This window comes from Pseudomonas coleopterorum, assembly GCF_900105555.1.
GTDB lineage: Bacteria > Pseudomonadota > Gammaproteobacteria > Pseudomonadales > Pseudomonadaceae > Aquipseudomonas > Aquipseudomonas coleopterorum.
This window is the reverse complement of sequence record NZ_FNTZ01000001.1, coordinates 2,954,481-2,975,234: the sequence shown is the minus strand read 5'-3', so window position 1 is coordinate 2,975,234 and position 20,754 is coordinate 2,954,481. Positions and strand designations below refer to the sequence as shown.

Below are 20,754 nucleotides of genomic sequence, written 5' to 3'. Positions count from 1 at the left end.
TTAGTAGCATGAAGAAGTCGTCTGCCCAAGGTTCCGAAGATCCGATTCTGCAATGGGTCACCTTCCGTCTGGACAATGAAACCTATGGCATCAATGTGATGCAGGTGCAGGAAGTGTTGCGCTACACCGAAATCGCGCCGGTGCCGGGTGCGCCCAGCTACGTGCTGGGTATCATCAACCTGCGCGGCAACGTGGTCACCGTGATCGATACGCGTCAGCGCTTCGGCTTGCAGTCCAGCGATGTCAGCGACAATACGCGCATCGTCATCATCGAGGCCGACAAGCAGGTGGTGGGGATTCTGGTCGACAGCGTCGCCGAGGTCGTCTACCTGCGCCAGTCGGAAGTCGAGACCGCGCCCAACGTCGGTAACGACGAGTCGGCCAAGTTCATCCAGGGCGTGTGCAACAAGAACGGCGAGTTGCTGATTCTGGTAGAGCTGGACAAGATGATGTCCGAAGAAGAGTGGTCCGAGCTGGAGAACATCTGAGTGATCTTCGAGGTCGCTGTCGTCTTGCTGGCGGTGCTGTGGATAGGAACGGTGTCGTTGTTCCTTTCCTACCAGAAAACCCAGCGCCTGTTGGCCGCCGAGCAGGCGGCCGGTGACGCGCTGCGTGATCAGCGGCTGCGCGAGCTGACCAAGCGCCTGGACGACTACCAGAACCTCAACGTGCGCCTGGGCGAAGCGTTGCACGAGCTGCGCGCAGTGGTCGGGCCTCTGCCCGAGAAGCTGGCGCAGCTCGAGCAGCGCGACCCCGGCAGCTTGTCGTTCGCCCAGGCCGGCAAGCTGGTGGCCATGGGCGCCTCGGTGGATGAGCTGACTCAGGCGTGTGGCCTGACCCAAGCCGAGGCCGAGCTGATGAGCAAACTGCACCGTGGGTAACACGGAGACGGTGCAGCCTGTCATCGGATTCAACAGCAGACGCCATTCAGGTATTCGGGCAGTGGGCCATCAAGTGTATCTCCAGCTCGCAGTACTCCCCACCTGAGAGAACTTATTCAGAGGCGTCAGCGCCTGGTAGGCTTCCTCGACTTCGGACCAATTGATGGTCGCGGCCTGATTGCGCAACGGCAGTGCCATCATGTTCCAGACTTCACGGTACTGAGCCAGCTCCAGCAGCCGCTCACGGATGGTGTCGGTGAGTGCTTTTGGCCCGCTTATGTGGTTCAGGGCAATGGCGTAACGTTGAAACCCTGCAGGGTCGTGAAAGAAGTCCGGACGGCTCTTGTAGAAGTCCGGTTGCGCCTCGAAACGCTGGCGCATGGTGTCCGATATCGCGTTCAGGGTCGGATTGCCCGGATGACTGCCGATCATGCTGTTGCCATATTCAGTGTTCATGCCCAAGGTTTCATTGGACAATGGCAAGCCCACAATCAAGCCTCGGTTCGAAGTGCGCATGGGCACCGAATCGATCGGCACCGACGTTTGCTTCAGTGGCGTTTTTTTTCCCGGCGGCAGGATGGCATCGTCCAGATCCATGTACAGCCCCCCTTCGTGATAGAGCACCCGATAGCGCAGTACGTCCGATGCCGACGCAAAGTTGGAACCCACACCGCGATTGCCGTTGATGGCCGCTTTGTACTGGGCGTAATAGGGGCTTCGCTGGAACTCCTTGTACAGTGGCTGCGATTCGAGCGGGATGACTTCAAGCGTTGGAGCATGTGCGGCCAGATATTCGACGTTGCGAGCATAGATGCTTGGCGACATCGTGGAGAGGTACAGGCGATATTTGTATCTGGATTCGCTCAGAAGGGCGGCGTTGCGCCGCACATTCGCTAAAAGTGAGGGACTGATGACTTTGTCGCCTACCCAGATGCACGAGATTTTCTGCGGGATGGGTTTGGCGGCTGGCGGACGCAGTTCGGCGAGGCTCATGGGCAGTATCACGTCCACCCCCAGTGCCTGCAGCGTTTCCATGCGCTGTGCATCGGTAACGGGTCGCTCGGGATTTTCCAGCTTTACCAGAGACCGGCCGCCTGACTGGGGCGCTACATAGTACTGCGGGTTCTGCTCGTCCACGTCCGAGGTGCGGACGAAGGCATCGTGCTCCACATCGTAGTGCACGTCTGTCAGCTCTCCATCGATCTCGCATTCCAGAATGTCCCGCGTACCCCGGTAGGTACGTACCCTGACGATGGCATTTGCAATATCCTCACGCGCACCGGCCAAGGGCGGGATGGCGTTGGGCAGGCTGAACGCCGTTTCCAGGACCGGTTCGACAGGCGGCAGGTGCGGAGCGTTGAGCGGACTCAGCGGATACCCGATCTGTCCATTGACTCGGCTGGGAAGTACGAACTCGGACCGTTTTATGCGAAAGATAGCAGGCGTTTCCGGGACTGTCAGATGCACCAGCGGCTCAGCGTTGAGTAGGCCCCAGGCAGCGTCTGCGGCGCCGTCTGCACGCTGCGCCAGCGTCTTGGCATTGATTGCGCGGTCCAGGCCCAGGCCCAGTTCGATCAGCCCGCCCAGCGCAAATATCGGCGCCAGTTCCGGCACGACCATTGCGATCGGCGCCAGCGTATTGATGAGCGAGTCGAAGTACCCCCGCCATTTCTCCTTGGTCACCGAATTGTCGGTACTGATGATGAAATCAGCGTCCTGCTCGCAGCGCTTCTTCTGCTGCCTGGCCATCGCCTTGAACAGATCGCCTTCGATGGGAGGGCTGTATTTGCTCACGTTGTAGTTGACGATCTCCTTGGGTTTCCACAAGCCGCTGGTGGCAAAGCCAGGGTGGCGATCAGGGTCGAAGTGGTGCTCTTTCGGGAACAGTCCCAGCCCGGTCAACGCTGTGCTCAAGCCGCTGAAACCCAATGTGTCGGCCTCGTCGCCTGGCGGGAAGTGAGTTTCCAGGGCCTGCCGGGTATCGGGGTGCTTGCACTGTCTGGCCACCCAACGCTGCATGGTCAACTCGTCGCTGAACTCATGGAACGGCGAGCTGTTGCCAGGTATGTACAACAGGGTCAGGCCCGTGGTCGTGTTTTTCAGGCAAAGCAGGTTGGTGGCCACATAGCCATAGATGTTCAGGCAGGCGACCTGGACGTGACGCGGGCGCGTTTGCAGGCCGGCCACCTGCCAGGCCAGAACGCGACCGTCGTCGCTCAGGCTTGCGTTGGCGACCTGCTTGTTGCAGGCGGCGATGAAGTTGACCTTTGCCGCATCGCGGTAGCGGGTCAGTCCATCTTTCCAGTACGTCTCCAGCATGCGCCCATAGGGATAGCGGAAGTCCAACTGCCAGATGAATCGCTGGAAGTCTTCGGCAGGAAGACGTACGTGATGGTCCGCGTCGAAGGCAGCTTGCGACGACTGACGGTAGAGTCCGTTGTACACCAGATAGGGCGCGCCATTGTCGAACAGGCTCTGCTCGTCCAAGTGGTCGACCAGCGTGATCGGGTACGGCGGCGGATCCCCCGCCCACGCCTCATGCAGCGCAGCACCGATCAGATTGTTGTTCGACTCACCCTGCCAGTTGGACAGCAGCGCCTGTGTCATGGTGAGTTTCTGAACGACACGGGCGATGCAGCGCTGACCTTTGATCTGATAGTGCAGCGTGACTGCATCGATCCTGTCCGGGTTCAGCTTCATGTCGCGCTTTGCAGCCCACTCGGTTATGGCGTCGGCGGCGGCGCGATCGGGCCGAGGGTAATTGTCCAGCGAATCGCGGACGGCCTGGATGCCTTGGGCAGAGATGAATGATTGGGTCATGGCGGTATTCCTGTTCAAGCACGGAAATTCGTGCCAGGCCATGATTCGCGGCGGGCGGACGGTGAACGGGATACATAGATAGGGCGCTGTAGTCACGAACGTCCGTTCGGGGGTGCGAGCGCGTCATGGCTGAACGCCTCGAAAAGGATCCAGTCATCGATCCGTGTGGGGCCCGCAGCCCAGGATCTACGGGGCTTTGGGGGTGATGTCGCGTTCCACGGGCGCGGGTGCCAGCTCGAACCCTGCGGGGGTCTTGCCTTGCAGGTGCCAGGCGAAGGCGATGATCTCTGCGATGGTCAGATACAACTCGTGGGGGATGCTGTCGCCCAGTTCCATGCGTGCCAGCATCTTCACCAGCTCGGCATTCTCGTAGACCGGCACTTCATAGTCGCGGGCCATCGCCAGGATCGCTTCGGCCAGCTCATCGTCGCCCTTGGCGGTAAGGGTAGGGGCCTTCTGGCCGTCGTAGCGCAGGGCGATGGCTTGGCGCGGGGCTCGTTCGCTCATGCGGTTTCGTCCACCCAGCGTTGCTCCAGTCGCGTCCGTGCACCTTGCGGTGCGCTGCCCTGATGGCATTGCAGATCAGCCACGTTCAAGCCTGTGGCTTGCAGACGCTGGCGCAAATTGTCCAATTGGTTCTCGATCAGCAGGGCGGTAGCCGGACGCTGCGCCCACAGTTGGCTGGACAGGCTGCCGTGGGCCAATTGCGCCTGCACCTGAAGCGGGCCCAGGGTGTCCAGATCGAAGGCCAGGTCCAGCCGCCAGATCTTCTCCTGGGCCGGCCTGGACTCGTTCTTGTCAGGGGGCTGCTGATCCGGTGGCGGGTCTTCGCGTTGCACCTTGACCTGCAGCGGGATGAACTCGTGCAGGTGGCGCATGGGAATCTCAAGTTGCCAGGTGGTCTGTGTGGCCCCTTCGGGGGTGCGTCCGGTTTGCTCCAGGCCGGCAAGCTGATGGCTCTGCAGCCGAGCCACCGCTGCACCGGCCAGGCGCAACAGGTGTTCGAGGTCGTCTTCGCCTTCGCCTTTCTGTGCAGTACGGGCGGGCAGGGGGAAGCTCACCGGCACGGTCTTTTCGCTGACCTGCCCCCAGGCATTCAGGGCATTGCGCACCCGGCCCGGCAAGACCTGAGCGAGGACATTGGCCGCCACCGCCGGTTGCGCCGCCGGATTGGGCAACGTGCCGGGCGCGATCTGCGCCATCAGGCGCAACAGCGCCGACTTGAGATCGGGGGCCGGTTGTCCGTTGAGCAGATTGGCTTCCAGAAAGGCGCCGCTGGCGACCACGGCCTGGGCGACTGTTTTCGGATCGGCCATCTGCTGCACGTCCGGCAGGCTGGCCAGCAGGCGTTCCAGGCCGGCGCGGGTCGGCGGCGCCATATCGGGGTTTTGGCTCAGGTTCTGCACCAGGCTCAGCAGGCTGTCGAGCGAACCCTGCCGGGCTTGCTGGGCCCCCAGTTGCTGGGCCACGGCCAACTGGTCCATGCGCCCGCTCAAGGGCACGAAATTCAGGCTCTGGTCACTCATCACCTGGGCGCTGAGCAGACTGCCCAGGCGCAGCGGCTGAGGGCTCTCGATGGCCAGAATGTTGCCGGCCTGGGCAGTGTTGAGCAGGGTCACCATGGCTTTGTACACCGCCGGTTGCCCGGCGATCTGAGGCAGCGTCTGGCTGCTGCTGACCTTGCCCTGCAACAGCGTGCCGACTGGCAGGGCCTGGGTGTCGATGCGTGTCAGGGTCACCGGTGCGCCATTGCCGCGCTCCTGGGTGGTGACCAGTGCTGCGCCCCCGGCCAGGTGCGACACCAGCAATGCAGTGCCTTGCGGCACCGGCTGCAGACTGCTGGCGGTGATCGTCGCCACGCCGCCGCCGGCCAGGCTCAGGCGTAGCAGCAACTGGAAATCCTGCGCGCCGGCCTTGACCGAAACCACTTCGGCATCGACCGTCTCGCCCAGGGCCAGCAGGCTGTCCAGGGGCTGGGTGATCTTCACCGTCTCGGTGTTCGACGCACTGACGCGCGCGGCACCGCTGGCGGTGGGAAGCGCGGCGAGGTTGCTGATCAGGTCAGGCATGATGAAACCTGTGTCGGTTACGCCCTTGGGCAGAGACTGCGCATGTATAATGCGCGGCCACGGCGGCCGGCTCTGCTACACAGCGCCATGGGAGTATAGCGGCCTTGCCCTGCGAAACTTGAGTGCGGCACGGTGCCGTAACCTGCGACCGAACCCGATGAGGCGGATTCTTGACCCCATACCTGTACGCCACCGATCTTGCCTGCGACCGCGATGGGCGCCTGCTGTTCGAGCATCTGCAGGTCCAGGTGGCTGCGGGTGACATGCTCCAGGTGTGCGGACCCAACGGCTGTGGCAAGACCAGTCTGCTGCGCGTGCTGGCCGGGCTGATGCAGCCCGCCGATGGGCAGGTCGTCTTTGCCAGCCCGGCGCTGCACGCGCAGCGCAGCGAGCGTGGCGGTCAGCTGCTGTGGATCGGCCATGCGACGGGTATCAAGGATGCCCTCAGCCCCGAGGAAAACCTCGCCTGGCTTTGCGCGCTGCATACGCCAGCCAGCCGCGAGCACATCTGGAAGGCTTTGGCCGCCATCGGTCTGCGCGGCTTCGAAGACGTGCCGTGCCGTATGCTTTCGGCGGGTCAGCAGCGCCGCGTGGCGTTGGCCCGTCTGTATCTGCCCGGCCCGCCGTTATGGATTCTCGACGAGCCCTTCACCGCGCTCGATGCGCAGGCGGTCGAGCAGGTCGAGCAGCACCTGGTCGATCACTGCGAGCGAGGCGGCATGGTGGTGCTGACCACACACCATGTGCTGGGGCAGACGCCGAATCGCTACCGGCGACTGGAACTGGGTGCGAACGCGGCATGAGTGTCTTCGTCCTGTTGCTCAAGCGCGAGGCGCGACTGCTGTGTCGGCGACCCGCAGAGCTGGCCAATCCTCTGGTGTTTTTCGCCATCGTGGTTGCGCTGTTCCCGCTGGCCGTGGGGCCGCAGATGCAGCTGCTGCAAAGTCTTTCCCCAGGCCTGGTGTGGGTGGCCGCGTTGCTGGCGGTGCTGCTGTCGCTCGACGGGTTGTTTCGCAGTGATCTGGAAGACGGCTCGCTCGAGCAATGGGTGCTGTCCGAACACCCATTGCCAGTGCTGGTGCTGGCCAAGGTGCTGGTGCACTGGGCGTTCTCCGGGCTGGCGCTGGTGCTGGTTTCACCGCTGCTGGCCCTGATGCTCGGCTTGCCTGAACGCTGCCTGCCGGTGCTGCTGGCCTCGTTGCTGCTCGGCACGCCGGTGCTCAGCCTGCTGGGCGCGGTGGGAGCTGCGCTGACCGTTGGGCTCAAGCGCGGCGGCCTGCTGTTGGCCTTGCTGACGCTGCCGCTGTACATCCCAGTGCTGATTCTGGGCAGTGGCGCGCTGCAGGCGTCCTTGCAGCAGTTGCCGACCGCTGGCTACCTGTTGTGGCTGGGCAGCCTGACGGCACTGGCCGTGACACTGGCGCCCTTCGCGATCGCGGCCGGGCTCAAGATCAGTGTCGGCGAATGAACGGACGAGGCCGGGTGTGCGACCGGCTCATGCTTTTGAATACGGGGTCATGAAGAACAAGGTGATGAACTGGACGTGGTTTCACAAGCTCGGCTCGCCCAAGGCGTTCCATGCCCTGAGCGGGCGCTTGCTGCCCTGGCTGGGCCTGGCGGCGGCGTTGCTCATCGGTGCCGGTGTGGTGTGGGGCCTGGCCTTCGCTCCGCCGGATTATCAGCAGGGCAACAGCTTTCGCATCATCTACATCCACGTGCCCGCGGCCATGCTTGCCCAGTCCTGCTACGTGATGATGGCCCTGGCCGGTGTGGTCGGGTTGGTCTGGAAGATGAAGATTGCCGACGTCGCACTGCAATGCGCCGCGCCCGTGGGCGCCTGGATGACCGTGCTGGCGCTGGCCACCGGCGCCATCTGGGGCAAGCCGACCTGGGGCAGTTGGTGGGTCTGGGATGCGCGCCTGACGTCCATGCTGATCCTGCTGTTTCTCTACCTGGGGCTCATTGCCCTGGGCCAGGCCATCGGCAATCGCGAAAACGCGGCCAAGGCCTGCGCAGTGCTGGCCATCGTCGGCGTGGTCAACATTCCGATCATCAAGTACTCGGTGCAGTGGTGGAACACCCTGCACCAGGGCGCCACCTTCAGCCTGACCGAAAAACCGGCGATGCCCGCGCAGATGTGGCTGCCGCTGTTGTTCACGGTCCTGGGTTTCTATTGTTTCTTCGGTGCGGTACTGCTGCTGCGCATGCGTCTGGAAGTGCTCCGGCGCGAGGCTCGCAGCCGCTGGGTTCAGGAATACCTGGCCGGTGAACTGAAACCGAGGGTCGGGCCATGAGCTTCACCTCGTTCGCCGAGTTTCTGAGCATGGGGCGCCATGGTGTCTACGTCTGGTCGGCCTATGGCCTGTGCCTGCTGGTACTGATCGTCAACGTGGTCGGGCCGCTGCTGGCCCGGCGACGCTATCTGCAACAAGAGGCGCGACGCCTGCGCCGGGAGGGCCGACCGTGAAACCGCAACGGCGCAAACGCCTGACGCTGATCCTCGCCCTGGTGGCCGGCGTCGCCCTGGCCGTCGGACTGGCCCTTGGCGCATTGCAGCAGAACATCAACCTGTTCTACACGCCAACGCAGATCGCCAATGGCGAGGCGCCGACGGGCACGCGCATTCGCGCCGGTGGCATGGTCGAAAAGGGCTCGCTGCAACGCTCCGGCGACTCGCTGGATGTGCGCTTCGTGGTCACCGACTTCCAGCACAGCGTCACGATCACCTACCGCGGGATCCTTCCCGATCTGTTTCGCGAAGGGCAGGGCATCGTCGCCCTGGGCACCTTGAACGCCGACGGCGTTGTGGAAGCAAACGAGGTGTTGGCCAAGCACGATGAAAAATACATGCCACCGGAGGTCACCAAGGCTTTGAAGGATTCCGGCCGAATGGGAGCTTCACAATGATCGGCGCTCTGCTGGTGCCCGAGTTGGGCCACTTGGCGATGATCCTGGCGCTGTGTCTGGCCCTGGTCCAGGCCAGCGTGCCCTTGGTGGGCGCATGGCGCGGTGATCGACTGTGGATGAGCCTGGCACGGCCGGCCGCGTGGGGCCAGTTCACCTTCCTGGTACTGGCGTTCGCGTGCTTGGCCGCAAGCTTTCTGAGCGACGATTTTTCCGTGCGCTACGTGGCCGAAAACTCCAACAGCGCATTGCCCTGGTACTACAAGTTCAGCGCCGTATGGGGTGCCCACGAGGGCTCCTTGCTGCTGTGGGCGCTGATCCTGGGCGGCTGGACCTTCGCCGTGTCGATCCGCTCGCGGCAGTTGCCCCAGGTCATGCTGGCGCGGGTGCTGGCAGTGATGGGCATGATCAGCGTCGGCTTCCTGTTGTTCCTGATTCTCACCTCCAACCCCTTTACCCGCGTGCTGCCGCAGATTCCGGCCAACGGTCGCGACCTCAACCCGTTGCTGCAGGACATTGGTCTGATCGTCCATCCGCCGATGCTGTACATGGGCTACGTGGGTTTTTCGGTCGCCTTCGCCTTTGCCATCGCCGCGCTGCTGGGCGGCAAGCTGGACGCTGCCTGGGCCCGTTGGTCGCGCCCCTGGACCATGGTGGCCTGGAGCTTTCTGGGCATTGGCATCACCCTGGGTTCGTGGTGGGCGTACTACGAACTGGGCTGGGGCGGCTGGTGGTTCTGGGACCCGGTGGAAAATGCCTCGTTCATGCCCTGGCTGGTCGGCACTGCGCTGATCCATTCCCTGGCGGTCACCGAGAAGCGCGGCGTGTTCAAGAGTTGGACGGTGCTGTTGGCCATTGCCGCGTTTTCCCTGAGCCTGCTGGGCACATTCCTGGTGCGCTCGGGCGTGTTGACCTCGGTGCATGCGTTCGCCTCGGATCCGACCCGTGGCGTGTTCATTCTGATCTTCCTGCTGTTCGTGGTGGGCGGATCATTGACGCTGTTCGCGCTGCGCGCGCCGGTGGTCAAGAGCCACGTGGGCTTCGGCCTGTGGTCGCGGGAGACCCTGCTGCTGGGTAACAACCTGATCCTGGTGGTGGCCGCTTCGATGATTCTGCTGGGCACCCTGTACCCGCTGGCGCTGGATGCCCTGACCGGCGCCAAGCTGTCGGTCGGTCCACCGTATTTCAATGCGCTGTTCGTGCCCCTCATGGCGTTGCTGATGCTGGCCATGGCCGTTGGCGTGCTGGTGCGCTGGAAACACACGCCGACCGCCTGGCTGCGTCGCATGCTGGTGCCGGTACTGCTCGGCAGCGCCGTGCTGGCGCCGCTGGCCGCCTGGTGCCTGAGAGATTTCGCCTGGCCGGTGCTGAGCACGTTCGCCCTGGCGGCCTGGGTGGTGCTGGCCGGCGTGCGCGACCTGCACGACAAGACCCGTCACAAGGGCCTGCCCCGCGGCATTGCCGGCTTGCCGCGCAGCTACTGGGGCATGCAGCTGGCTCACTTGGGCATAGCCGTCTGTGCCCTGGGCGTGGTGTTGTCGAGCCACAACAGTGCCCAACGCGATCTGCGCATGGCGCCGGGCGATGCGGTCGATCTGGGTGGCTATCAGTTCATCTTCCAGGGCGCCGAGCCTTACCGGGGGCCGAATTTCAGCGCCCAGCGGGGCAGTGTTCAAGTCCTGCGCAATGGCGTGCAAGTCAGCCTGCTGCATCCGGAAAAACGCTTGTACAGCGTGCAGCAATCGGTGATGACCGAGGCCGGCATCGATGCCGGCTTCACCCGCGACCTCTATGTCGCGCTGGGCGAACCGCTGGAAAACGGCGCGTGGGCGGTGCGGATCCACGTCAAGCCATTCGTGCGCTGGATCTGGCTGGGTGGGTTGATGACCGGGCTGGGCGGCTTCCTCGCCGCACTGGACCGGCGCTATCGCATCAAGGTCAAGGCGCGTGTGCGTGACGTATTGGGCAAAGGGGCCGTGGCATGAAGCGTTGGCTGTTGGCGGTGCCGCTGGGGGCTTTCCTGGTGCTGGCCGTGCTGCTCTACCGCGGGCTCTATCTTGACCCTGCGCAGTTGCCGTCGGCCCTGATCGGCAAGCCGTTTCCCGAGTTCAGCCTGCCTGACACTCAGGGCCAACGAAGGCTGACTCGAGCCGATCTGCTGGGCAAGCCGGCCTTGGTCAATGTCTGGGGGACGTGGTGCGTGGCCTGCCGCGTCGAACATCCCGTGCTCAACACGCTGGCCGAGCAGGGCGTGCTGATCTATGGCATCAACTACAAGGATGACAACGTGGCAGCACGGCGCTGGCTGGCCGATTATCACAATCCCTACACGCTGGACATCAACGACAAGGACGGCAGCCTGGGCTTGAACCTGGGTGTGTACGGCGCACCGGAGACGTTCCTTATCGACGCCAGGGGCGTGATTCGCCACAAGTGGGTCGGGGTCATCGACCAGACCGTTTGGCGCGAGCAACTGGCGCCGTTGTACCAGGCGCTGCTCGACGAGGCTCGGCCATGAAGCGCTGGCTGCTGCTGTCGATACTGCTGTTGAGCCTGTCCGGCGTGGCACGGGCTGCCATCGATACCTATCAGTTCGCCAACGACCAGATGCGCGAGCGCTTTCACCAATTGACCCAGCAACTGCGCTGCCCCAAATGCCAGAACCAGGACATCGCCGATTCCAATGCGCCCATCGCCAGTGACCTGCGCCGCGAGATCCATCGGCTGTTGACCGAGGGCAAGGATGACGGGCAGATCATAGAGTTCATGGTCGATCGCTACGGTGAGTTCGTTCGTTACAAGCCAGCGCTGACCGCGCGTACCGGATTGCTCTGGTTCGGCCCGGCGGTTTTGTTGGTGGTCGGCGTGGGTGTGATCGCGCTGACCTTGCGACGTCGGCGCAGGCAACCCGCTACCAGCCCGCGGGATCTCGACCCTGCCGAACGCGCCCGTTTGGCCGCGTTGCTCGCCCAAAAACCGTTGGATGAAGACCGCCCATGATCGATTTCTGGCTCGCTGCCGGCCTGTTGCTGCTGCTCGCCCTGGGTTTTTTGCTGGTACCGTTGCTGCGTGCCCGTCGCAACCAGCCCGAGCAGGACCGCACCGCCCTCAACGTGGCGCTGTATCAAGAGCGCCTGGCCGAACTGAATACGCAACAGGCTGCAGGCGTCTTGACGGCCGCGCAATTGGAAAGCGGCCAGGCCGAAGCCGCCCGCGAGTTGCTGGCCGATACCGAGGGCGGGGAAGTGCTCGCTGACACCCGTCTGGGCCGCTCGATACCGCTGGTGGCTGCGATTCTGGTGCCGGTGCTGGGGCTCGTGGTGTACCTGCACTATGGCGCCAGCGACCAGGTCGAGTTGAGCCGCGAGTTCGCCGTACCGCCCACGTCCATCGCTCAGATGACGGCGCGCCTGGAACAGGCGGTGCAGATGCAGCCGGAGGCGGTGGAGGGGGTGTACATCCTGGGTCGGACCTACATGGCGCAGAACCGGCCGGCGCAGGCGGCGGACTTGTTCGAGCGCGCCGCAAAACTCAGCGGTCGTCAGCCAGAGGTGCTGGGGCAGTGGGCGCAAGCGCTGTATTTCGCTGCAGGCAAGAAATGGTCCGAGCAGATCCAGGCACTCACTGACGAAGCCCTGCTGGGTGATCCGAAGGAAGCCACCAGTCTGGGCTTGCTCGGTATCGTCGCGTTCGAAGGGCGCGATTTCGACAAGGCCATCGCTTACTGGGAGCGCCTGCTGGCCACGCTTCCGGACAGAGACCCCGCACGCACGGCATTGCAGGGTGGAATCGAACGTGCCCGCGGCCAACTGGCCGCCGCTGGCAAGTTGCCTGTCGCCGAGCCCGCTCCGGCACGCGCCGTATTGAAGGTGCAGGTAGCCCTGGCACCCGCCGTGGTGGCCAGGGTCCAGCCGGGCGACAGCGTGTTCGTCTTTGCCCGCGCGGTGTCCGGGCCGCCCATGCCACTGGCGGTCAAGCGCCTGACGGTCGCCGACCTGCCGGCCCAAGTCGAACTGGCGGACAGCGATGCGATGATGCCGCAGCTGAAACTGTCTAACTTTCCCGAAGTCCAACTCATCGCCCGGATATCCAGGGCCGGCCAGCCCACGCAGGGCGAATGGCTGGCGCGAGGTGCGCCGATCGCCAGCGACAGCGCCGCCGTGCAGCAATTGATGATCGACAGCCCTGACCTGTAGAGAGATGCCATGAACCGTTTAGCTCGAATGGCCGTGATCAGCCTGGCCCTGGGCATGAGCGCCTGCGCCGTGCAGCGCCCGTCCGAACCTGCGCCGCAGCCACCGGTGCAGACCCTGCCACCGACAGGACCGAGCACCGCGCCCACTCCAGCCCCACCTGCGACGCCCACGCCACCCGCACCCAAGCCGATGCCGCGGACCTCGGCCAGTTTCGCTCCGCCCCCGGGCGGTGCCAGTCATTGGGACCCAAGCCTGGGTGTGTACGTGCTTGAAGATCAGCCCGACACCTACTATCGCCAGCGCACCTACTACCGCTGGAACGACGGCTGGAGCTGGGCCACCAGTCCCAAAGGCCCATGGGAAGCGACTGACACCACCGGCGTGCCGGCTGGCTTGGGGCGCAAACATCCCTGAAGCACGGCAGGCGCGAGTCAGTTCTGCATGATCTGACCCACCAGGCTCGCCACCCGCTCGACCCCGCGGGCACTCAAGTGGTCGTGGTCCTTGTACCACGACCCACTGTCACCGATCAGGCACGTCTGCGGGCTGCACAGCGCTTCATCGAGGTTGACCAGGCGAATCCGTTCGCGCGCGCTGTCGGCGGCGAACAATGAGCGTGTGTAGTGCTGGAACTGCAGGTGTTTCGCGTAGGGCACGGACAGCCGGTCGAGCAGCCGTTGCGTGTGTTCGGCATCGTCCCCCTTGTCGCGCGCCAGACGATAGTAGAGCTGCTTCGGACTGGTCTGCTGTTGCGGCGCCTGAGCCACCACGTAGACCTGTGCGCCCAACGCTCGGTAGGCATCGATGGTCCGTTCCAGGGCTTTTTCGAATACCGCGCGCGAGGCCTCGCGGGTGCGCGCCTGGCTGGCTTGATCCACCAGGAAATAGCCGCTCATGCGGTTCTGGTCGTAATCGCCATCGGTGTACAGCGTCCAGCGTGAAACCAGCACCACCGTCTTGATGCCATGGGCCTTCACATAGTCGTACTCGCGCTGGGCCAACGCCGGACACGCCCCTGGCGAATAGTTGCCCACCGCCACGTCGACACCCAGCAACGGCGGGCAGCCACCCATGCCAATGTGAGCGATGCGCCGGTCGTACCGCTTGCCTGCGGTATCGAACGCCGGCAACAGGGCTTCGGCATGGCTGTCGCCGAACACCGCCACGTCCGCAGCCTGCCGCTGGCGATCGGCACCGAACAGGCAGAAGTCCATGCCCCAGCCCTTGCCGTCATAGTTCGTGTCGCAGGCATCGCGGATATGTGGGTCTTCGAAGGCGGTCATGATGCTGGGGTCCACGTCGAAACGCTCGGTGAAGCCCTGCTGCGTGAACCCGGTAATGCCGAGCACGACGAACAGCGCCGAAGCGCCTGCGCTGCAACGCCACAAGCGCGCAGCGGGAACGCTATGCCGGTCACGAAAGCCACGTTCGACGAAGCGCCAGCTCAGCCAGGCCAACACCAGCGACAGCCCGCTCAAGCCCAGCATGGTCAGCGAGCTGGGCGCCACCAGGCTGTTGTTGCGGGCGAAGGCGAACAACGGTTGATGCCACAGATAGGCGCTGTAGCTGATCAGGCCAATGCCTACCAACGGGCGGCTGGCCAACACCTGGCCGACGACGTTGCCCGGATGAGCGAAAACGATCACCAGCGCCGCGCCTAGCGTCGGCAACAAGGCATTCACACCGGGAAACGGCGTGGCGTGGTCGAACGCCAGCACGCCATAGCCGATCATGGCCACGCCCAGCAGGCTGCCCATCTGCGCTTGCAGGCAAGGCTCGACCGAGCGTGGTCGCCAGGTGAAGTAGAAGGCGATGAAGGCGCCGATCAGCAGCTCCCAGGCGCGGGCGTGCAGGAGGTAGAACGCGGCCACCGATTCCGCACGGGCGCCGTGTTCGGCCAGGACTAGGCTCGCCAGGGCCAGCACGGCCAACAGTGCCACGATCGCGCGACGGCCCAGCCGCCAGCCGGCTATCAGCAGCAGTGGGAACAGCACGTAGTACTGCTCTTCCACCGCCAATGTCCAGGTATGCAGCAGAGGTTTCATCTCGGCGGCGGCATCGAAATAGCCGCTTTCGCGCCAGAACAGCAGATTCGAGGAAAACAGCGGCACTGCCGCCAGGCTCTTGCTGAACGCCTTGAGGTCCGGCGGGTCCAGCCATAGCCACGCCATGGGCAGACAGACCAGCAACATCACGAACAGCGCCGGCAGAATCCGTCGGGCCCGACGCTCGTAGAAGCGCAGCAGGGAGAAATCACCTTTGGTCATTTCCGCCAGGATGATCGAGGTGATCAGATAACCGGAGATCACGAAGAACACGTCGACCCCCACGAATCCGCCGGAAAACAGGCTGAAGCCGGCATGAAACAGAATCACCGGCAGCACGGCAAGCGAGCGCAGGCCGTCGATTTCCGGGCGATATTTCAGTACGGCATCCGATGATGTGCTCATGATGGTCGAACTCGCGCCAACGCTGGAGCGCGCGCGATGAAAAACCATCGGGCAGGCTACCGCCGAACGTTGGACGTAGGAAAGAGAAGGGGGGAGAAGCGAAAGGCAGGGCGTTACAGGCGAGGTTTTACCCCAAGCCTGCAACGCTGTCCAGCGGTGGAGCGATCGTTTACTGGCCGGTGTAGATCTGGTCGAACACGCCACCGTCATTGAAGTGGGTCTTCTGCACGCTGCGCCAGTCGCCGAAGGTTTTCTCCACCGAGAGGAATTCGACTTTCGGGAAGCGATCGGTGTACTTGGCCAGCACTGCAGGATCACGTGGGCGCAGGTAGTTGTTGGCCGCGATTTCCTGGCCTTCCGGCGACCACAGGTACTTCAGGTATTCGTCGGCCGCGGCACGCGTGCCCTTTTTGTCGACGACCTTGTCGACCACACTGACGGGTGGCTCCGCCTCGGCTGAAACGCTGGGGTAGACCACTTCGAACTGGTCGCGGCCGAACTCGCGGGCGATCATTTCGGCTTCGTTCTCGAAGGTGATCAGCACATCGCCGATCTGGTTGGTCATGAACGTGGTGGTCGCGCCGCGACCGCCGGTGTCCAGGACCGGTGCCTGCTTGAACAGCTTGCCGACGAAGTCGCGGGCCTTGTTTTCATCGCCACCGTTCTTGAGCACATAGCCCCAGGCCGACAGGTAGGTGTAGCGGCCGTTGCCGGAGGTCTTGGGGTTGGGGACGATAACCTGCACGCCATCCTTGAGCAGATCAGGCCAGTCCTTCAGCGCCTTTGGGTTGCCCTTGCGTACGATGAACACGGTCGCCGAGGTGAACGGTGCGCTGTTGTTCGGCAGGCGCGTGACCCAGTCGTCGGGCACCAGCTTGCCATTGTCAGCCAAGGCATTGATGTCGGTGGCCATGTTCATGGTGATGACGTCTGCCGGCAGGCCGTCGATGACCGAACGCGCCTGCTTGCTCGAACCACCGAAAGACATCTGCACGGTGATGGCTTCGTTGTGTTCGGCTTGCCAATGCTTCTGGAACGCACTGTTGTAGTCCTTGTAGAAGTCGCGCATCACATCATACGAGACGTTGAGCAGGCTGGGTGCGGCCTGGGCCAGGCCGGTCAGGCTCAAGCCTGCCGCCAACAGCGAGGCACCGATCAATTTTTTCACTGCAGTTCCCTCTTCGAGCGTTCTTGGAAATAGGCGGCATTATGCCTGCGCCCCGTGGCCAGGCGTTATGGGGGCGATTAGATCAAAAAGGGCGGTGCTTATAGCGCTTTCTTGAACAGCGCATTGCCACACTGGGAGCAGAACGAGGCTGTCTGTTCGTGGCTGCTTTTGTGGCACACCCCGCACTCGTGCTGCAGGCCTTCGCTGCGCATGGCGTTGGCCAGTTCGGCGGTGAAGATGCCGGTGGGCACGGCGATGATCGAGTAACCGGTGATCATCACCATCGCCGAGAGCACCTGGCCGATCGGCGTGATCGGTACGATATCGCCGTAACCGACCGTGGTCAGCGTGACGATGGCCCAGTAGATGCCCGTGGGAATGTTGGCGAAGCCGTTCTGCGGACCTTCGACCACGTACATCAAGGTGCCGAACACCGTGACCAGAGTGGTGACGCTCACCAGAAACACGATGATCTTCTGCTTGCTGCCACGCAGAGCCGCCAGCAGGTAGTTGGCCTGCTTCAGGTAAGGGCTGAGCTTGAGCACGCGGAAGATCCGCAGCATGCGCACCACGCGTACGATCATCAGGTACTGGGCGTCGCTGTAGTAGATGGCCAGGATGCCGGGGACGATCGCCAGCAGGTCGATCAGGCCGTAGAAGCTGAACGCATAGCGCAGGGGCTTGGGCGAGCAGTACAGGCGCAGCAGGTACTCCACGGCGAAGATGAACGTGAAGCCCCATTCGATCCAGGCGAACAGGTCGGCGTATTGGCTGTGCACCGTCTCGACGCTGTCGATGATCACCACCAGCAGGCTGGCGAGGATGATCAGCAACAAGGTCTTGTCGAAGCGGCGTCCGGCAGGGGTATCGCTCTGGAAGACGACGACGTACAGGCGATCACGCAAAGTGGTCATGGCAAAGGGGTTCCCAAGAAGGCGCACAGCGTAGGAGCTTTGCCGCGTCGGTGCAAGGCTGTGCGCCGACCTCGTCAGCGGGTCTGGCGAGGTGGCGCTATTCCGGCGCGCAGCCCTTGAGCACCAGCCGCGTGATGGTGTCGATGGCTGCTTCGTAATCGCTGTCGTCCAGCTTGGCCTTGCCGGTGATCGAGGCGATCTGCCAGTCGAAGTCGGCGTAGGTCTGCGTCGCGGCCCAGATGCTGAACATCAGATGATGAGGGTCCACCGGAGCAATCTGCCCACGATCGATCCAGGTCTGCAGACACTGGATGTTGTGCAATGCCTGGGCGTTGAGCTGCTCGACCTGATCGGCGCTCAGGTGCGGCGCGCCGTGCATGATTTCGCTGGCGAACACTTTCGAGGCGAAGGGCAGGGCGCGGGAGATGTGGATCTTGGAGCGGATATAGGCGCGCAGCACCGCTTGCGGCTCGCCGGCCGTGTCGAACGGCGTGGAGGCCTGCAGGATTGGCGTGATGATGCTTTCCAGCACCTCGCGGTAGAGGTTTTCCTTGGACTTGAAGTAGTAGTAGACGTTGGGCTTGGGCACACCGGCCTTGCTGGCGATGTCCTGGGTCTTGGCGGCGGCGAAACCCTTGTCGGCGAATTCTTCGCTCGCCGCACGCAGGATGAGGGCCTTGTTGCGCTCGCGAATACTGCTCATGGTGGGCAAAGATCCTTGTTTCTGCGCAGTGGCATCCGGCCGCGCCGGAGGGTCTGCGATGTTAGCACCGGCCTTGCCGAGCGCTCAACAGCGGCCCTGTGGGGGAACTAAGCCGGTGTCCCATGCGTCAGCCACCTAACTCACCCATAAGGATACTCCCCGTGGCCGCAGGCAATTTGCTGACCCTTCTCGACGATATCGCCACTCTGCTCGACGACGTTTCCCTGGCCGCAAAGAAAACCGCTGGGGTGCTTGGCGACGATCTGGCGCTCAACGCCCAACAGGTCACCGGGGTCAAGGCGGATCGCGAACTGCCGGTGGTTTGGGCAGTGGCAAAGGGTTCCTTGCTGAACAAGGCGATCCTGGTGCCGGCGGCGCTGTTGATCAGCGCGTTCGCACCGTGGCTGATCACGCCGCTGTTGATGATCGGCGGTGCCTATCTGTGTTTCGAAGGTTTCGAAAAGGTGGTGCACAAGTTCCTGCACAAGGACTCGGCTGCTGACCTTGAGCAGCGCAAGGCCGCCATGGCCGATGCCAAGGTCGACATGGTCGCGTTCGAGAAGGACAAGATCAAAGGCGCGGTGCGCACCGATTTCATCCTCTCGGCGGAAATCATCGTGCTGGCCTTGGGGGTGGTGTCAACGCGACCCTTCCTGGACCAGGTCGGCGTGCTGGTGATCACTGCGGTGCTGATCACCGCAGGTGTCTATGGACTGGTGGCCGGCATCGTCAAGCTGGACGATGTGGGGCTGTACCTCAAGCAGAAAACCGGATCGGCCAGTCAGGCGCTGGGCAATGGTCTGCTGTGGCTGGCGCCGGTGTTGATGAAGGTGTTATCGATTCTGGGCACCATCGCCATGTTTCTGGTGGGTGGCGGCATCATCGCCCACGGCCTGCCGTTCGTGCATCACATCAGCGAGGCAGCGGTGGCGTTGGCCGGTGGCGGCGTGATGGGCACGGTGGCCAGCACCTTGGTGGACGCACTGACCGGTATCCTTACCGGCGCCGTGGTCCTGGCCGTTGTCACCCTTGGCAAAAAGCTCTTCGGCAAATCCTAGCTCCTCTAGCAGCGGCGCAAGCCGCGCCCGGGAACGACGCAGTCCGACAGCCACACCGCATCCACCGCCGACGCGGCTCGCACCGCTGCTACAGGCACCACAATCTTCTGTAGCAGCGGCGCTAGCCGCGTCCGGCCACGACGCGGTCCGACAGCCACACCGCATACCCCGCCGACGCGGCTCGCGCCGCTGCTACAGGCACCGCAATCTTCTGTAGCAGCGGCGCAAGCCGCGTTCGGGAACGACGCGGTGCTCGGTGTGTACGCGGCCACGTTTGCCTGGTGTTCTGCGAGATTACGAACTTCATGCGCAGCGCCTTGCTCAGTTGGGCCACCGGCGTATTCACGAACTCAACGTCCTTCCCCTGGACATGCAAAAGCTCGACCACTCAGGTGTGTTAATGAATGCTTGGATATAAGGTGTCGTTAAACAAGGCTCGCAGTTGAATGGCAATCATTTCATGCTTCGTGACACGACAAGGTCATACTGATAGGCCAGTAGTCATTCTTTTATAAATAACCTTTCGTCTGTCCGTCCAATATAAATGGCATTAACTCGGCGATCTATCTTCCTAGTTAGGACGGCGTTGTAGCAGTGGCTCTCGTTTATCGGGAGTTTCCGTGTGCCGCTCCATGACCCGATAGCATAATTAGATAGCCTGAGGATTTGACAATGTTCTTGCACAACAAGCGTTTGCAATACACCGTGCGTGTGGCCGCACCCAATCCCGGACTGGCTAACCTCTTGCTGGAACAATTCGGTGGCGCACAGGGCGAACTGGCTGCCGCGGCGCGCTATTTTACCCAGGCTCTGGCCGAGGATGATCCGGGCCGCAAGGACCTGCTGATGTCCATCGCCACCGAAGAGCTGAGCCACCTGGAAATCGTCGGTTCGATCATCGTCATGCTCAACAAGGGCGCCAAGGGGCAGTTGGCCGAAGGCGTGCAGGAAGAGGGCGAGTTGTACCGCGCTATCAACGGAGCGGGCAATGATTCCCATATCACCAGCCTGCTGTATGGTGCCGGTGCACCATTGGTCAACTCTGCAGGTGTACCGTGGACGGCCGCCTACATTGATACCATCGGTGAACCCACTGCCGATATGCGCTCCAATATTGCCGCCGAGTCACGGGCGAAGATTGTCTACGAGCGGTTGATGAATGTGACGGACGATCCGGGCGTAAAAGAAGCGCTGGGCTTTTTGATGACGCGTGAAATAGCGCATCAATTGTCATTCGAAAAAGCCTTGCATTCCATTCAGCCCAACTTTCCCCAAGGCAAGTTGCCGGGCATGCCGGAATTCACCAACAAGTACTTCAATATGTCGGGTGAGCCGAATGTACGTGGGCCGTGGAATCAGGGAGAAGAGTGGGAATTCGTCGAGTCACCGGAACCGGCAGTCGATGGCGGTGATGGCAGCGCTTCTGTAACGTTGTCCGCAGACGATGCGGATGTCTTGGCGGCGATGAAGCTGCGCACCGAATCCGATCCGGATGCCGATCCGGTCACCGGGGCCGATCTGGGTTCAGGCAAGGCGTAAGGCGGTCTTGCCTGATCGCTGGAGCTGTCGAGCACTGAAAAAACCTCCCCGC

At 62.9% G+C, this 20,754-nt stretch carries 21 protein-coding genes; 14 read left to right on the top strand and 7 right to left on the bottom strand.

Features of this window, described 5'->3' with window-relative positions:
* The first annotated feature begins 8 nt into the window (after positions 1–8).
* Both BLV18_RS13275 and BLV18_RS13270 read left to right on the top strand, forming a co-directional pair.
* Entirely contained in the window at positions 9–488 is a 480-nt protein-coding gene (locus BLV18_RS13275; protein WP_049858774.1) for a chemotaxis protein CheW, read from the top strand.
* Positions 489–881, top strand: coding sequence for a DUF2802 domain-containing protein (locus BLV18_RS13270; RefSeq protein ID WP_090359170.1), 393 nt, complete (start codon positions 489–491; stop codon positions 879–881).
* A 69-nt stretch (positions 882–950) separates the two neighbouring features.
* On the opposite strand, the gene BLV18_RS13265 is transcribed toward BLV18_RS13270, so the two are convergent.
* The 3 genes from BLV18_RS13265 to fliK form a co-directional block, all read right to left on the bottom strand.
* Positions 951–3,701: a dermonecrotic toxin domain-containing protein gene (locus BLV18_RS13265; RefSeq protein WP_090359168.1), complete on the bottom strand. Its 2,751-nt coding sequence runs from the start codon at positions 3,699–3,701 to the stop codon at positions 951–953.
* Positions 3,702–3,887: 186 nt separating this feature from the next.
* Positions 3,888–4,208 (bottom strand): EscU/YscU/HrcU family type III secretion system export apparatus switch protein, encoded by a 321-nt coding sequence (locus tag BLV18_RS13260; protein ID WP_090359166.1) that lies wholly within the window; start codon positions 4,206–4,208, stop codon positions 3,888–3,890.
* Positions 4,205–5,770 carry a flagellar hook-length control protein FliK gene (gene fliK / locus BLV18_RS13255; RefSeq protein WP_090359164.1) on the bottom strand — a complete coding sequence of 522 codons (1,566 nt, stop codon included), beginning with the start codon at positions 5,768–5,770 and terminating at the stop codon, positions 4,205–4,207. Before fliK ends, BLV18_RS13260 begins: the two co-directional genes overlap by 4 nt.
* A gap of 170 nt (positions 5,771–5,940) precedes the next feature.
* Between fliK and ccmA the strand changes: the two genes are divergently transcribed.
* The 10 genes from ccmA to BLV18_RS13205 all read left to right on the top strand — a co-directional run bounded on the left by ccmA (position 5,941) and on the right by BLV18_RS13205 (position 13,284).
* Positions 5,941–6,573 carry a cytochrome c biogenesis heme-transporting ATPase CcmA gene (ccmA, locus tag BLV18_RS13250; RefSeq protein WP_090359162.1) on the top strand — a complete coding sequence of 211 codons (633 nt, stop codon included), beginning with the start codon at positions 5,941–5,943 and terminating at the stop codon, positions 6,571–6,573.
* On the top strand, positions 6,570–7,238 hold the full coding sequence (gene ccmB, locus BLV18_RS13245; RefSeq protein ID WP_090359160.1) for a heme exporter protein CcmB: 669 nt from the start codon (positions 6,570–6,572) through the stop codon (positions 7,236–7,238). The genes ccmA and ccmB overlap by 4 nt, the downstream gene beginning before the upstream one ends.
* A gap of 61 nt (positions 7,239–7,299) precedes the next feature.
* Positions 7,300–8,064: a heme ABC transporter permease gene (locus BLV18_RS13240; RefSeq protein WP_208598887.1), complete on the top strand. Its 765-nt coding sequence runs from the start codon at positions 7,300–7,302 to the stop codon at positions 8,062–8,064.
* Positions 8,061–8,237: a heme exporter protein CcmD gene (gene ccmD, locus BLV18_RS13235; protein WP_056843526.1), complete on the top strand. Its 177-nt coding sequence runs from the start codon at positions 8,061–8,063 to the stop codon at positions 8,235–8,237. The genes BLV18_RS13240 and ccmD overlap by 4 nt, the downstream gene beginning before the upstream one ends.
* The gene (ccmE, locus tag BLV18_RS13230) at positions 8,234–8,677 is read left to right on the top strand and encodes a cytochrome c maturation protein CcmE (protein ID WP_090359158.1); all 444 of its coding nucleotides are present in this window, start codon (positions 8,234–8,236) and stop codon (positions 8,675–8,677) included. The genes ccmD and ccmE overlap by 4 nt, the downstream gene beginning before the upstream one ends.
* An 11-nt stretch (positions 8,678–8,688) precedes the next feature.
* Entirely contained in the window at positions 8,689–10,659 is a 1,971-nt protein-coding gene (locus BLV18_RS13225) for a heme lyase CcmF/NrfE family subunit (protein ID WP_167375984.1), read from the top strand.
* Positions 10,656–11,192, top strand: coding sequence for a DsbE family thiol:disulfide interchange protein (locus tag BLV18_RS13220; RefSeq protein ID WP_090359154.1), 537 nt, complete (start codon positions 10,656–10,658; stop codon positions 11,190–11,192). The genes BLV18_RS13225 and BLV18_RS13220 overlap by 4 nt, the downstream gene beginning before the upstream one ends.
* Positions 11,189–11,674, top strand: coding sequence for a cytochrome c-type biogenesis protein (locus BLV18_RS13215; protein ID WP_090359150.1), 486 nt, complete (start codon positions 11,189–11,191; stop codon positions 11,672–11,674). The genes BLV18_RS13220 and BLV18_RS13215 overlap by 4 nt, the downstream gene beginning before the upstream one ends.
* Positions 11,671–12,870, top strand: coding sequence for a c-type cytochrome biogenesis protein CcmI (gene ccmI / locus BLV18_RS13210; RefSeq protein ID WP_090359148.1), 1,200 nt, complete (start codon positions 11,671–11,673; stop codon positions 12,868–12,870). Before BLV18_RS13215 ends, ccmI begins: the two co-directional genes overlap by 4 nt.
* 9 nt (positions 12,871–12,879) lie before the next feature.
* Positions 12,880–13,284 carry a hypothetical protein gene (locus BLV18_RS13205; RefSeq protein ID WP_090359146.1) on the top strand — a complete coding sequence of 135 codons (405 nt, stop codon included), beginning with the start codon at positions 12,880–12,882 and terminating at the stop codon, positions 13,282–13,284.
* Positions 13,285–13,301: 17 nt separating this feature from the next.
* Here BLV18_RS13205 and BLV18_RS13200 read toward each other — a convergent pair whose 3' ends face one another.
* The 4 genes from BLV18_RS13200 to BLV18_RS13185 all read right to left on the bottom strand — a co-directional run bounded on the left by BLV18_RS13200 (position 13,302) and on the right by BLV18_RS13185 (position 18,105).
* Positions 13,302–15,320: an acyltransferase family protein gene (locus BLV18_RS13200; protein ID WP_090359145.1), complete on the bottom strand. Its 2,019-nt coding sequence runs from the start codon at positions 15,318–15,320 to the stop codon at positions 13,302–13,304.
* A 169-nt stretch (positions 15,321–15,489) separates the two neighbouring features.
* Positions 15,490–16,488, bottom strand: a complete 999-nt coding sequence (locus BLV18_RS13195; RefSeq protein ID WP_049858759.1) for a sulfate ABC transporter substrate-binding protein — start codon at positions 16,486–16,488, stop codon at positions 15,490–15,492.
* Positions 16,489–16,586: 98 nt separating this feature from the next.
* Positions 16,587–17,402 carry an ion transporter gene (locus BLV18_RS13190; protein ID WP_090359143.1) on the bottom strand — a complete coding sequence of 272 codons (816 nt, stop codon included), beginning with the start codon at positions 17,400–17,402 and terminating at the stop codon, positions 16,587–16,589.
* 97 nt (positions 17,403–17,499) lie between these two features.
* Complete coding sequence (locus BLV18_RS13185) at positions 17,500–18,105, bottom strand: TetR/AcrR family transcriptional regulator (RefSeq protein WP_049858757.1); 606 nt, start codon at positions 18,103–18,105, stop codon at positions 17,500–17,502.
* A gap of 161 nt (positions 18,106–18,266) precedes the next feature.
* Between BLV18_RS13185 and BLV18_RS13180 the strand changes: the two genes are divergently transcribed.
* Together BLV18_RS13180 and BLV18_RS13175 are read left to right on the top strand one after the other, a co-directional pair.
* Positions 18,267–19,163, top strand: coding sequence for a DUF808 domain-containing protein (locus BLV18_RS13180; protein WP_167375946.1), 897 nt, complete (start codon positions 18,267–18,269; stop codon positions 19,161–19,163).
* A gap of 672 nt (positions 19,164–19,835) precedes the next feature.
* Positions 19,836–20,702 carry a manganese catalase family protein gene (locus BLV18_RS13175; protein WP_090359139.1) on the top strand — a complete coding sequence of 289 codons (867 nt, stop codon included), beginning with the start codon at positions 19,836–19,838 and terminating at the stop codon, positions 20,700–20,702.
* Positions 20,703–20,754: the final 52 nt, after the last annotated feature.